Genomic DNA, 13,271 nt, shown 5'->3' on the forward strand with positions numbered 1-13,271 from the left:
CGTGCTACCTTTCTCAAACATTGAGAAAGGTGTCGCGATGACCGCTTGGACTCCCCCGCCGTACGCCGACCCGGCGGCCTTCACCGAGCAGGACCTCGTCCTCGAGGCAGCCAACCAGACCGTGCCCGGCACCCTCACGCTCCCGAGCGAGCCGAGCGAGCCGCCCACCATCGGCGTCGTACTGCTGGCCGGCGGCGGACCCTTCGACCGCGACGAGACCGCGGGGCCGAACAAGCCGCTGAAGGATCTCGCCTGGGGCCTGGCCACGCACGGCATCGCCGTACTGCGCTTCGACAAGCTCACCGCGAACCGGCCCGAAGCGATGGCAGCACCCGGCTACACGATGACCGCGGAGTACGTGCCGCACGCGATCGCCGCCGTACGCGCGCTCGCCGAACACGTCGACCGGGTTTTCATCGTCGGCCACAGCATGGGCGGGAAGGTCGCGCCAAAGATCGCCGCCGAAGAGCCGTTGGTTGCCGGCCTGGTGATCATGGCCGGCGACACCCAGCCGATGCACCACTCCGCCGTCCGCGTGATGCGCTATCTCGCGGAGACGGGAGCGGTTCCCCCGGAGACAGTCGACGCGTTCCAGCAGCAGGCCGAGGCCGTCGACGATCCCGGCCTGTCCGCGGAGACCCCGTCGACGCACCTGCCGTTCGGCATGCCGGCGTCGTTCTGGCTGGATCTCCGCGAGTACGACGCGGTCGCCACCGCGGCGAAGCTCGACGTACCGATCCTTGTCCTGCAGGGCGGTCGCGACTATCAGATCACCGTCGCCGACGACCTGCCCGCGTGGCGCGACGGCCTCCCCGACGCGACGATCAAGATCCTCGAGGCCGACAACCACGTGTTCATCCCCGGCACCGGCCCGTCGACCGTCGCCGACTACGCGGTCCCGGGGCACGTAGATCCGGAGGCCGTAAACACCATCGTCACCTGGTTGCCATCAGCAACCAGGTGACGCCGACTCAAGACAGCAGCGCTGGATCGGCCGGGCTCGGACTCGACCCGCAGGTCGCCGTGGTGCTTCTTCACCACAATGCGCTAGGAGATGTCGAGGCCCAGTCCGGTGCCTTCACCGATCGGCTTGGTGGTGAAGAACGGGACGTCCTTCACGATCTCGTACCTTTGCAACTTCCCTGACATCATCACCAGCATCGAATTCAGCAACTCCCGCAGATCACTGGTCTGGTACGGCGCGAAACAACTCGCCGCCGACCTCCGCGCCAGCGAGGCGCGCGCGTGAAGCCCTGAGAGCCGCGTGCGCCCGCGCGCCACCTATCCCGCTCGGCAACTGCTGCCCAAACCAACCCCGTACTCTTCGCCCGGGCCAGGCTGAACCATTCGCTCGGCCGCAAGTGCAGCAGCTATTGGAAGCTTCATACGGAGTTGGTGCTCCAGATCCTGCAGTCCATAAATTGCATGTTGCTGCAATCTCAGCCCCTAGTCCGCATCCGGGCTCGTCACTAGCGTTTTAGGTCCGGCGCAGAACGGTGTCGGATCCGCCCAGGGGAGACTTTGATGAAGTTCCGCAGAATGGCCACACTTTTTCTGGCATCGGCCATCGGCTCGATCGCCTGCCTAGCAACCGCCTCAGCTGTGCCGCCGGACCGCGCGCGACCGTTAGAGCCGTCCTCACAGTCACCGACTGACTGTTCAGCAGCGGCTCAGGCTTCAGGCGACTGCCTCGGTTGGGCCGGCGGAACAGGGGCCGACCGGGCCGCGGCGACGGTTGCCAGCGCGCTTCGACTTGGGAAGACCGACCTCGCCCGCAAATTCTTCGACAATCATCGCGCCGAGATGAGTTCGAGTACCCGAACCTTGGTCACCCAAGCCCTTGCTGTCGCAGCCAAAGACGGCGGTGACGATGCCGCGCAAGTTCTTGCCCCGCTGGTGTTCCCGTCACCGCACAATGCCACCGGCGCCAAGACCTACGGCACCGCGTCCCAGATCGACAACGGCGAGTCCCTCGCGACCAGTTACTACAAGTGGCTGCTCCACGGCTCAACTCAGACGAAGGTCTACTACGGGTACGCAAATTCGTCCGGGTATCACACGCTCGGTTCGCTGAATGCGGACCTCGAAGCCCACACGTACTTCGAAGAGACCGGCGCTCATTGGTACATGGACGTCGTCCAGGCGTCTGGAGTACGCCCGTATCTCAGCAGCAATGTGGTGCGGATCTACCAGGACATAACCTTGGGGTCGGACCCGGTCAAATCAACCCTTCCCTGTTACGCCGCCGGGTACACGCTCGATTGCAACGTGTACAGCAAGCCATCTATGACGACCGGAAACTGGTACTACTTCCAGGTGAACTTTGTGATCGGTGTTTCCGGATATCCATCAACTCAGTACCAGGCGCAGACCAGGCGCTGGAAGGTGGTAACTTCATCGAACTGGCAGTTCCTCGCCTACGGCAACGGCGGCTGAACTAGAACCAATTTGGTCAACCCAAGGAGGATCAGTTGACCGTACCGGATGAGATCGCGAGGGCCGAGCGGGCTCGGCTGGACATGCTTGATGCCGTCTACGCAGGCATCCAGCGCCGAGGTGAAGTGTTGGACGTTGTCAGCAACGCTGACTCACTTGAGGATGCCCGCCGCGCTATCCAGCGGCTCCTGGGACTGACCGAGGAGCACGCCCAGGCGGTCCTCGACCTTCAGTTCGGGAGACTGACGCGTTCGAGCGTGACTCGTATCGAGCGTGATCGAGAGAACCTGCGCGCCGAATGGGGATGATCGCACCGGTCGGCGATGGAGGCGTGCGGTGGACGCTGGAGGAGCGATCACTGCACGCCTCCACTGCCTCAGGCTGGAGCTGGATTGTCGATCGAATTTCCGACACTCTGTGCTCATGAACGATGGTCAGTTGGAACCTGCCGACGCCTCGGACGCTGCGCAGGACGCCGGCGAATGCTTGGGGTGGGCGGGCACAGCCGGCGCTGATCCAGCCGCAGCGACGATTGCCAGCGCATTGCTGCTGGGCAGGTCCGCAGGCGCTCGCAGGTTTTTCAGCATCCATCAGGACGAGATCGACCCGGCGACCAGGGACCTGATCATGGAAGCGTTTGCAATCGAGGCCACTGACGGCGCCAGCGCCGCTGCCCGTGTGCTCGCCCCCCTCGTCTCCCCTACGCCAGCCCCACAGACCCTGCCCTTACCTGGCCACGATCTACACAATTCTTAACCCGGCGGCCTACTGGCTCTCCGGGTAACACACATGGAGCTGGGAGTCGCCGCCGTCCTCGACCGGTTGCTTGCAGCAACTCCTAGGCCAGGAGCGCCGGGTCGGACTCCAGTTCCCGCTCCGGATCGAGCGGAAGCACGATCTTGAACACCGTCCGGCCCGGCTCTGACTCGACCCGCAGATCGCCGTGATGCTTCTTCACGACGATGCGCCACGAGATGTCGAGGCCCAGGCCGGTGCCCTCGCCGATCGGCTTGGTGGTGAAGAACGGCTCGAAGATCCGCCGCCGGATCTCCTCCGGGATACCGGGACCGGTGTCGCCGATCTCGACGACGGCGTAGGCGCCGTCCCGCCGGGTCCGGATCGTCAGCGTCCCGGATCCGCCCATCGCGCTGACCGCGTTGTCGATGATGTTCGTCCACACCTGGTTCAGCTCCGCGGCGTACGCCGGGATCTGCGGCAGCTCGGGATCGAAGTCCTTCACGATCTCGTACCCCTGGAGCTTGCCCGACATCATCACCAGCGTCGACTTCAGCAATTCCCGCAGATCAACGGTCTGGTACGGCGCGCGGTCGATCTGCGAGTACTGCTTGGCAGCACCAACGAGTGTCGAGATGCGGGTGACCGAATCGTCGATCTCGTTCATCAGCGACTCGGTGTCGATCGTGTACATCAACCAGCGCACGGCACCCTCGAGGTACTTCGGCCCGACCGCCGTCAGCACCTCGTCCATCCACGGCACATCCAGCCCGGCCGCGGCCAGCACCGGAGCGATATCCCAACTGGCCTGGACATCGTGGTCGTCCAGCCAGTCAGTCAGCTCGTCCTCCCGGTCGGACAACTCCATCGGCGGGATGTCTTTGTCCTTGTTCTTGTCCAGCCGCTCGACCGCGTCGTCCTGGAGCGCGACGATCTGGTGCAGCTTGGTCGCGTCGAGCGTGCCGTCGGCGAGCATCGCCAGCTTCGACCGCATCCCGGAGACCCGCTGCCGCAGCGTGGCCGCGGCCCGGACCGCCGCGGCGGCCGGGTTGTTCAGCTCGTGGGTCAGACCGGCGGACAACGAACCGAGGGCGAGCAGCCGCTCCCGCTCCCCCAGCGTCTCGTTGGTCCGGCGCATGCCCATCACGAAGCCCTCGATCAGGTGCACCGCCATCGGGAACCAGGTGTTCATCATCGTCGCCATCGTCTCGGCGCTGATGACGAAGAACTCCGACGGCTGGGTCACCTGCATCGTCGCGGTGTACGACTTGTGGTCGTTGGCGCCGAAGAACGCGTTGAAGGCGCCCGAGTACACCCCGCGCTGGCCGGTCCGGTTGATCTCCACGAGCTCGCCGTGGGACAGCTTGCAGAGCCGGATCTCCCCGGTCAGCAGGACGTAGCAGCAGGTCGCCTCGTCCCCCTCGTTGAAGACGATCCCGTCGTGCACGGACTCCACGTACCCGACCTCCGACAGCCACTGCAGCTGCTCGTCGGTGAGGCTCTCGAAGAGGAACAGCGTGCGCAGCTCGTCGGGAGTCAGCCGCCGCGGCTCCACAGCTTGGTCAGTCATCAGAGCATCTCCAGGTATCGGTGCACCAGTGTCACGGCCATCGCTCCGTCTCCGACCGCCGAGGCAACGCGCTTCACCGACTCGGCCCGCACGTCACCCGCGGCGAACACGCCGGGCATGCTCGTCTCCAGGTGGTACGGCTCCCGCTCCAGTGGCCAGCCCGGCGGTCTGCCAGGCAGGTCTGGTCCGGTGAGGACGAAGCCTCGATCGTCGCGGAGCAGGTCACCGGGCAACCAGTCCGTCCGCGGAGCCGCGCCGATGAACACGAACATCCATTCCGTGTCCACCTCACGCTTCTCCCCGGTCTCGCTGTTGAGCAGGGTGAGATGTTCCAGGTGCTCCGAGCCCATGCAGGAAACGACCTGCGTGCAGGTATGCACCTCGATGTTGTCGATCCCGTCGATCTGGTCGATGAGGTACGACGACATCGTCGCGGTGAGCGATGGTCCTCTTACCAGCATATGCACGCGTTTCGCATGCCTGGAGAAATAGACCGCCGCCTGACCGGCGGAGTTGGCTCCGCCGATGATGTAGACGTCCATGCCGGCACACGCCGGACCCTCGGTCGTCGCCGAGCCGTAGTAGATTCCACGACCGCACAGATCGTCGACCCCAGGGGCCTGCAGCGTCCGGTACGAGACTCCGGTCGCCAGGATCACCGAGTGCGCCGAGATCTCGCTGCCGTCGGCGAACCGCAGCCGCCGCGCGTTGCCGAGCGTCTCCAACCCCACGACCTGACGGGTCGTCAGCAACTCCGCGCCGAAGCGGACTGCTTGGCGCCGGGCCCGGTCCGTGAGCTGAGCACCGGAGACCCCGTCCGGGAAGCCCAGGTAGTTCTCGATGCGGCTGGACTGCCCTGCCTGGCCACCTGTCGCCAGCTGCTCGACCAGCACAGTCCGGAGGCCTTCGCTAGCGCCGTACACCGCTGCTCCGAGCCCGGCCGGGCCGCCGCCGACCACAACCAGGTCGTAGAAGTCCTTGGCCGGTGCCGTGGACAGGCCGACCTTGTTGGCCAGCTCGGTCTCGGACGGCGCGACCATCACCGTGCCGTCCGGAGTAATCACGACAGGCAGTGTCGAGCCGTCGACCTCGCCCGCGTCGAGGAGCCGCTTGGCCTCTTCGTCGTCGACGTTGAGCCAGCGGTACGGCACCGCGTTGCGGGCGAGGAAGTCGCGGGCCGCGAACGACGGCGCCGACCAGCGGTGCCCGATCACCCGGGTCTCGTCGCCGGACGGCTCCGGGGTCGACTTCCACAGGTCGAGCATCGCGTCGACCACCGGATACAGCTTCTCCTCCGGCGGGTTCCACGGCTTGAGCAGGTAGTGGTCGAGGTCGACCACGTTGATGGCCTGGATCGCCGCATCGGTGTCGGCGTACGCCGTCAGCAGCACGCGGCGGGCGAGCGGGAACAGGTCCATCGCGGCCTCGAGGAACTCGATGCCGGACATCTGCGGCATCCGGTAGTCGGCCAGCAGCAGCGCGACGGGCTCGCCGCGGAGCTTGAGCTCCTTCAGCGCGTCGAGCGCCTGCACCGGATTCTCCGCCCGGACGATGCGGTTCTCCTCGCCGTACCGACGGCGGAGGTCACGGGCGATTGACCGGGAAACGCCGGGATCGTCGTCCACGGTGAGGATCACCGCGCGGGTCGTTGACGCTGTCATGCCTCCTTCATACCAGCGCCAAGCCACAAATCGGGATCCGTCATCCACAGGCCCTCGTCCGGTTCGCGAGGGGCTGATTCGCGAACCGGACGAGAGGGGCGGCCTACGGGAGGGCGTCGAGGTACGGCGCGTGGCTGTTCTGGAACTCCCAGTTGTAGTAGTGGTCCCAGTTGATCGACCACGTCATCAGCCCACGGAAGCCCGGTGAAGCGCCGCCGCGGAGGCTGTAGCCGCCGCAGTTCTGGCCCTTCACCAAGCAGTCGAGCGCCTCGTGCACGGCTGCCGGGGCGGTGTAGCCGTTGCCTGCGCTGACTGCTGCCGGGAGCCCGATACCGATCTGGTCGTCGCGCAGTCCCGGGAACGTCTGTCCGGTGTTCGCCACCGGGAAACCGGCCTTGACCATGTCGGTCATGGCGATGTGGAAGTCGGCGCCGCCCATGTTGTGGTACTGGTTGTCCAGCCCCATGACCGGACCGGAGTTGTAGTCCTGGACGTGGAGGACGGTCAGCGAGTCCCGCAGCGCATGGATGACCGGCAGGTACGAACCGGTCCGGTTGTCGCCGCCACCTGCGCCGCCGTAGAACTGGTAGCCGACCTGCACGAAGAACGTCTCCGGCGCCATCGTCAGCACGAAGCCGGACCCGTACTTCGCCTTCAACGTCTTCAGCGCCGAGATCAGGTTGACGATCACCGGAGTGGTCGGGTTGCGGAAGTCGGTGTCACCCGCATTGAGGTACAGCGAGTGCCCTTCGAAGTCGATGTCGAGCCCGTCCAGCCCGTAGCGGTCGATGATCGCGCTGACAGAGCTGACGAACGCGTCGCGGGCGGCTGCGGTGGTGAGCTGCACCTGTCCGTTCGCACCGCCGATGGAGATCAGCACCTTCTTACCGGCGGCCTGCTTGGCGCGGATAGCGCTCACGAACTCCGCATCGCTCTCCACATTCGGACACTCGGACGCAGGACACCTGTTGAACCGGATGTCTCCCGACGTGACGCTTGTCGGCTCTCCGAAGGCCAGATCGATGATGTCCCACTGGTCCGGTACGTCGGCCATCCGCACATACCCGGATCCGTTCGCAAAGCTCGCGTGCAGGTAGCCGATCAGCGCATGCTTCGCCAAGCCGCTACTCGTACAGCCTCCTGTCGTACCTGACGTGGCCGCAGACCGAGGCGACTCACCGACGCTGTTGTATGCCGCCACCGAATAGCTGTGGCTACTGCACGCCTGGAGTCCGCTGATGGTGGCCGTAGTTCCGGTGACGGTCTGGACGACGCTGGTGCCTTCATAGACCCGGTAGCCGGTGACGATGCCTGTCGAAGCCGGCCAGCTCAACGAGATGGCGGAGTTGGTCGCGCTGGTGACAGTCGGCGTACCAGGAGCGGCCGGAGCACCCGGCGTACCGCCAGGACCGTCCAGAGTGAAGTCATCCGCCTGGTACGCCGGTTGCCCGTACCAGCCGTGCACGTAGATCTGTGCAGACGTCTGACTCGCTCCCGTTGTGAAGGAGAGACTCAGCTGCGTGAAGCTCGCCGCCGACGGCGTCCAGGTGGACGAACCACCTGTGACCCCGAGGTACACGTACGAGCCGCGCACCCAGCCCGACAACGTGTACGCCGTGTTGGGCTGCACCGACACCGTTTGACTGCACTGGGCGTAATCGGAGCTCGTCACCGCACCGTTCAACGCAAAGCCGCCACTGCGAGTCGGACTGCTGACCACCGACCCACCCGAGCAGCTCCACCCACTCAACGAACCGGACTCGAACCCAGGGTTGCTCAGAATATTCGCCGCCTGCGCCGGCACCGTGACCCCGGCCGCCAGCAATACCCCGACCACCACAGCAAGCCACCGTGCACGCATGGAACCTCCTCGACGATGGATTTAGTAGAGAGCCTCCATAAATCCACGTCAACGCATCAACCACGGCGGGTATCCGACGCTGTCGGGATCCGGCCTAGGGCGAGCGCGTGAGCGACATCGACTGGGGTGACGGAACGTACGAGACCACGGCGGCCGACTTGTTGCCGGCAGCTCGCGAGCTGGTCGACGCCGCCGAGGTCAAACCCGGCGAACACGTCGTCGACGTCGGCGCGGGCACCGGTCAGAATCCCGCAGCCGGCCGCATCGACTGGCATGACCCCGCGGCACTCTCCACCCTCTTCGCCCCGCACGGCTACCAGGTCACCGCGACAACCCTCGAGCTCGAGGTCGTCACACCGTCCGCGGAGGACTACTGGGACACCCGCATCGCCAACCACCCACTCGGCGTCTCGACCTTTCCCCTCCTGCAACAAGCAGGCCGCCTCGACGAAGTACGAACCCGATCCCTCCAGACACTCGCCGACAACTGGACCGACACAACCGGCCAGGTCCGCCTGCCCGCGCAGTACCTGTTGGCGACAGCCACCCGCTGATCGTTGGCAGATTTTCGCCAGCGGCCAGTGTCAGCCAAAACCGTGTAGCCGGAGTCACGGATTGGCAGGCTCTTCGGCGTCCGTGCTCGGGGGCGGGCGGCCGGGGCTACAGCCCACGGCCAGGACAACATGCCGTGGAGGCATCACGTGAACCATCCCAACCTGCGCAGGCGTGCCGCACTCTTGGCGGGCGCCGCGCTGATCACCACCGCCTTGGTGGCTCCACCAGGATCAGCAACCCCTCTCGACACCCCACACGGCCGATCGAGCTTCGCGCCCGGCCGCTACGTCGTGACGCTGGCAGACAAGCCGCTGGCGACGTACCAGGGCGGGGTTACCGGGCTCAAGGCCACCAAGCCGGCCACCGGTCGCAAGGTCGAGGTCAACACCAGCAACGCGAAGGCGTACCGGTCCTTCCTGACCGGCAAGCACTCACAGGTCGCTGCAGAGGTCGGAGCCAAGGTCGACCACGACTACTCGACCACTCTGAACGGCTTCGCTGCCTCTCTGACCTCCAAGCAGGTCAACGAGCTCAGCAAGACGCCTGGTGTCGTATCCGTCGTACCTGACCAGCTGCACGTCGCTCTGGACGACCGCAAGTCGACCGACTTCCTCAAACTGTCCGGCAAGACCGGCGTCTGGAACGCACTCGGCGGGACCGCGACCGCGGGCCAGGGTGTCGTTGTCGGTGTCGTCGACACAGGCATCTGGCCGGAGAGCGCGTCGTTGTCGGGCCCCGAGCTCGGGACGAAGCCGCCGACCGCAGCAGACCCGTACCGGCCGTACCTGTCCGGCTCGACGACCGTCATGGAGAAGGCAGACGGAGGTACCTTCACCGGTAGCTGCGAGGCCGGTGAGGACTTCACCGCCGACCAGTGCAACACCAAGCTGATCAGTGCGAAGTACTTCGGCGACGGGTGGCTCAGCCTGGTCCCACCGGACCAGCGGGCCGACTACGTCTCCCCACGCGACGGCGAGGGCCACGGAACCCACACCGCGACCACTGCGGCCGGGCGGGCGAATGTGGACGTCTCGGTCGGCGGTGTCGGCTTCGGTACGGTCACCGGCGTCGCTCCGGCCGCCAAGATCGCTGTGTACAAGGCACTCTGGTCCGGCAAGGACGGCCAGAACTCCGGCGGTCTCACCTCTGACATCCTCTCCGCCATCGACCAGGCGGTCGCGGACGGCGTCGACGTCATCAACTACTCGGTCGGCTCGATCTTCGAGTCCGCGCACACCGATCCGATCCAGCTGGCGTTCCTGTCGGCAGCGTCGGCCGGTGTCTTTGTCTCTGCTGCCGGCGGCAACTCCGGCCCGGACGCGTCGACGCTCGACAACACGTCCCCCTGGGTGACCACAGTCGGCGCCACCACGGTCGCGCCGTACGAAGGCACTGTCGTGCTGGGCAACGGCCAGAAGTACGCCGGTCTCAGCACGACGGTGGCGATGCCTACGGGCAGCAAGCCGCTGGTCAGCCCGGCCGCGGTCAAGAACGAGAGTGCCAGCGACGCAGACGCATTGCTCTGTATGCCGAACACTCTGGACCCGAGCAAGACGGTCGGGACGATCGTCGCCTGCGAGCGGGGTGTCAACGCCCGCGTGGACAAGTCCACCGAGGTGAAGCGGGCGGGTGGTGTCGGGATGGTGCTGCTCAACCTGTTCCCGCAGGACGTGGTCGGCGACTCCCACGCCGTACCGACTGTGCACGTCAACGCACCGGACGCGCTGTCGATCAAGGCGTACGCCGCGCAGGACGGTGCGACAGCTGAACTCGTACCGGGCAACACGACCAGCACCAAGACGCCGTACCCGCAGATGGCCGACTTCTCGTCGCGCGGCCCTTCGCTGGCGAGTCACGGCAACCTGTTGAAGCCCGACCTTGCTGCGCCGGGTGTGAACATCCTGGCTGCTGTCGCACCGCCCACCAACAACGGCCAGAGCTATGCGTTCCTCTCCGGTACGTCGATGGCCGCACCGCACGTGGCGGGACTGGCGGCGCTCTACCTGTCGAAGCACCCGGACTGGTCGCCGATGGCAGTCAAGTCCGCCCTGATGACCACCGCCGGGAATGTGCTCACTTCGACCGGGTCCGTCGACAGCAACCCGTTCGATGCAGGTGCCGGCGAGGTGCAGCCGTCCAAGATGCTGGATCCCGGTCTGGTCTACGACTCGGGTGACACGGACTGGCTGGGCTACCTGGAAGGCAGTGGCGTCAACACCGGCACCGGAGTGCCTGCGATCAACCCGAGCGACTACAACGCTCCGTCGATCGCGGTCGGCCAGTTGTTGGGCACTCAGACCATCACCCGTCGCGTGACCGCAGTGACCCCAGGCCTGTACCGGGCGACGGTCTCCGTGCCGGGAATGAAGGCAGTGGTGACACCGTCGATCCTGAACTTCACAGAAGCGGGTCAGACCAAGACGTTCAAGGTGAAGCTCACGCTGGACACCGCTGACTCCGGTGCGACGACGAGTGGTTGGCTGACCTGGCAGGGTGGTGGGAAGACAGTGCGCAGCCCCATCGTCGCGGTACCGACCTCCGTGCTCGCTCCGACCGCAGTGTCCGGGTCGGGCGCTGCCGGCTCGGTGTCGTTCACTGCCACCGCTGGCAAGGCCGGCGCACCGATCCACTCGTACGGCGTGGTGTCGGCTCCTCTGGTCGCCGGTGCGGTGCCTGCTGGTGCTGCGGATGCCGATCTGCCGGACTACCCGGTAACGGCCACCGCACAGACCAAGGCGGTGCAGTGGAACATCAAGACCGTGGACCCGGCCGGCAGCATCTGGCTGGTGCTCTACAAGGTCGTGAACGGTCAGAAGCAGTTCCTGTCGTTCGTCGGTGACGGTTCGAACCAGGCGTCCGCCAGCGTGCCTGCACCTGCTGCCGGCGTCTGGGGCGTTCTCGCGATCACCCTGTCCAACCCGCCCGGCGCGGACACGACGGAGTACACGATGCAGACCAACGTCGTGACGGCCTCGTCGGGCAGCACGCTCAAGACGTCGCCTCCGGTGGCTCCGGGCGCGTTCAAGCCCTTCCAGGTCACCGCGTCCTGGTCGGGGCTGCCGACCGACAAGCGCTCGACCGGGTTCGTCGAGTTCCCGAACCGGGCCGGGACGGTGGTGACGATCAACTAGATCCAGCGGCGGCGGGCAGCTTGAACGCCCGCCTGGAACCGGGTCTGCGCGCCGAGCGCATCCATCAGCGCGCGGACCCGGCGCTGGGTCGTCCGGGGACTGATCCGCAACCGCCGGCTGATCATGTCGTCGGTCGCCCCGCCGGCCAGCAGCAACAAGATGTCCCGGTCGGGCTCTGTCAGCGCCGGCACCTCACCGCTCGCCAGCAACGCGGGCATCGGGATCGCCAGTGCCCAGAGCATCTCGAACGTCGCGATCAGCCCGTCCAGCAGGCCCGACGAACGGATCAGCAGGTTCGACTCGGCCGGCGCCCGCTTGGTCAGCCCGATCAACGCGGTGTCGTCGTCCCCCACCGCCATCTTCATCGGCACCTGCGCCAGAACCCGGCTGACCTCACCGGCCGCCTGCAACTCCGGCAGCACGCCCATGATGTCCTCGGACTCGAAGACCTCCGTCCCGTAGATCGCCCGGTACTCGATCCCGTCGGCCAGCCGGTCCAGCTCGAGCTTCTGTTGCGTCGACGGCGGCGTGACGTACGGCGGCCGATCCAGCACCCGGACCTCCCGGCGAGACCCCTTCTGCAGCTCCTCGTACGCCCGCAGCAGCGTCGGCCCGTCCTCGATCAGCTCGACCTGATTCCCTTCCAGGACCGGCGTCCCGCGCCGGCCCCGCAAGTCGTCGGCCACACTCCGCAACCGCGCCAACTGCACATCCAGCTCGTCGAGCGGATCAACCACCACCATCACCCCTCACCGACGCCAAAACGCCCCCACACTAAACCGCGTCAAGTAAGCCGCACAGCCGCATCTCACCGCGTGCTGCCTCTCGAGGGCGCTACGGGCCGCAGGCGAGACAGGGCCAGGGCCTGCCGCAGCGGGAGCATCTGCCGTCGGGGGCGGGGACCGGTAGCCAGATGGCGGGTGCCGGCCTGGTGTGGCCTTCGCGGCCGGTGGAGTCCGGTGCGGCTTCGCGGATGGAGGGCCGGGGATCTTGGGCCCAGTGGAGTTGGGTGCGGCCGCCAGTGCCGTGAGCGGTCAGGAGGGCGTCAATGCCGGCGTCCCAGGTGGAGGTGCCGGGGTGTGGGCCGCGCCAGCGGAGGGTGGCTGCGCCGTCGGACCACTCCACGCCCTCGGCGAGGATCGCGGTGGGGTTGGTGTGGCGGACCAGACGGAAGAGGCGGACCTGTCGCTGCAGCGTGTTCACCGCTTCAGCGTCGCCCAGAACGCACTGCGGACAACAGGTGTGGGCTGTGGGCTGTGGGAACAGCCCACAGCCCACATGCCCTTGTTTTTCACGGTTTTTGTCGGCGAGGGCTTGTAGCG

The 13,271-nt window shown here is 66.3% G+C and carries 11 protein-coding genes; 6 read left to right on the forward strand and 5 right to left on the reverse strand.

What is annotated here, in order from left to right:
* Positions 1–37: 37 nt before the first annotated feature.
* The 4 genes from EV645_RS03790 to EV645_RS03800 all read left to right on the forward strand — a co-directional run bounded on the left by EV645_RS03790 (position 38) and on the right by EV645_RS03800 (position 2,744).
* A complete protein-coding gene (locus tag EV645_RS03790) occupies positions 38–964 on the forward strand; it encodes an alpha/beta hydrolase family protein (protein WP_198681450.1) in 927 nt (308 codons plus the stop codon).
* Positions 965–1,054: 90 nt separating this feature from the next.
* Positions 1,055–1,249: a hypothetical protein gene (locus tag EV645_RS42140; protein ID WP_198681451.1), complete on the forward strand. Its 195-nt coding sequence runs from the start codon at positions 1,055–1,057 to the stop codon at positions 1,247–1,249.
* Positions 1,250–1,524: 275 nt separating this feature from the next.
* Positions 1,525–2,436: a hypothetical protein gene (locus EV645_RS03795; RefSeq protein ID WP_130439778.1), complete on the forward strand. Its 912-nt coding sequence runs from the start codon at positions 1,525–1,527 to the stop codon at positions 2,434–2,436.
* Between the two features lie 35 nt (positions 2,437–2,471).
* Positions 2,472–2,744 (forward strand): hypothetical protein, encoded by a 273-nt coding sequence (locus EV645_RS03800; protein ID WP_130439780.1) that lies wholly within the window; start codon positions 2,472–2,474, stop codon positions 2,742–2,744.
* A 530-nt stretch (positions 2,745–3,274) separates the two neighbouring features.
* On the opposite strand, the gene EV645_RS43095 is transcribed toward EV645_RS03800, so the two are convergent.
* From EV645_RS43095 to EV645_RS03815, 3 genes are all read right to left on the reverse strand, one after another.
* Positions 3,275–4,741 carry an ATP-binding protein gene (locus tag EV645_RS43095; RefSeq protein ID WP_130439782.1) on the reverse strand — a complete coding sequence of 489 codons (1,467 nt, stop codon included), beginning with the start codon at positions 4,739–4,741 and terminating at the stop codon, positions 3,275–3,277.
* The gene (locus tag EV645_RS03810) at positions 4,741–6,402 is read right to left on the reverse strand and encodes an FAD-dependent oxidoreductase (RefSeq protein ID WP_130439784.1); all 1,662 of its coding nucleotides are present in this window, start codon (positions 6,400–6,402) and stop codon (positions 4,741–4,743) included. The genes EV645_RS43095 and EV645_RS03810 overlap by 1 nt, the downstream gene beginning before the upstream one ends.
* A 103-nt stretch (positions 6,403–6,505) precedes the next feature.
* The gene (locus EV645_RS03815; RefSeq protein WP_130439786.1) at positions 6,506–8,263 is read right to left on the reverse strand and encodes a chitinase; all 1,758 of its coding nucleotides are present in this window, start codon (positions 8,261–8,263) and stop codon (positions 6,506–6,508) included.
* A gap of 107 nt (positions 8,264–8,370) precedes the next feature.
* Between EV645_RS03815 and EV645_RS03820 the strand changes: the two genes are divergently transcribed.
* Both EV645_RS03820 and EV645_RS03825 read left to right on the forward strand, forming a co-directional pair.
* Entirely contained in the window at positions 8,371–8,817 is a 447-nt protein-coding gene (locus tag EV645_RS03820) for a class I SAM-dependent methyltransferase (RefSeq protein ID WP_130439788.1), read from the forward strand.
* Between the two features lie 147 nt (positions 8,818–8,964).
* A complete protein-coding gene (locus EV645_RS03825) occupies positions 8,965–11,949 on the forward strand; it encodes a S8 family serine peptidase (protein WP_198681452.1) in 2,985 nt (994 codons plus the stop codon).
* Here EV645_RS03825 and EV645_RS03830 read toward each other — a convergent pair.
* On the reverse strand, positions 11,946–12,686 hold the full coding sequence (locus EV645_RS03830; RefSeq protein ID WP_130439792.1) for a helix-turn-helix transcriptional regulator: 741 nt from the start codon (positions 12,684–12,686) through the stop codon (positions 11,946–11,948). The genes EV645_RS03825 and EV645_RS03830 overlap by 4 nt on opposite strands.
* 97 nt (positions 12,687–12,783) lie before the next feature.
* Positions 12,784–13,152, reverse strand: coding sequence for a hypothetical protein (locus EV645_RS03835; RefSeq protein ID WP_130439794.1), 369 nt, complete (start codon positions 13,150–13,152; stop codon positions 12,784–12,786).
* Positions 13,153–13,271: the final 119 nt, after the last annotated feature.

The organism is Kribbella rubisoli (assembly GCF_004217145.1).
Taxonomy (GTDB): Bacteria; Actinomycetota; Actinomycetes; order Propionibacteriales; family Kribbellaceae; genus Kribbella; species Kribbella rubisoli.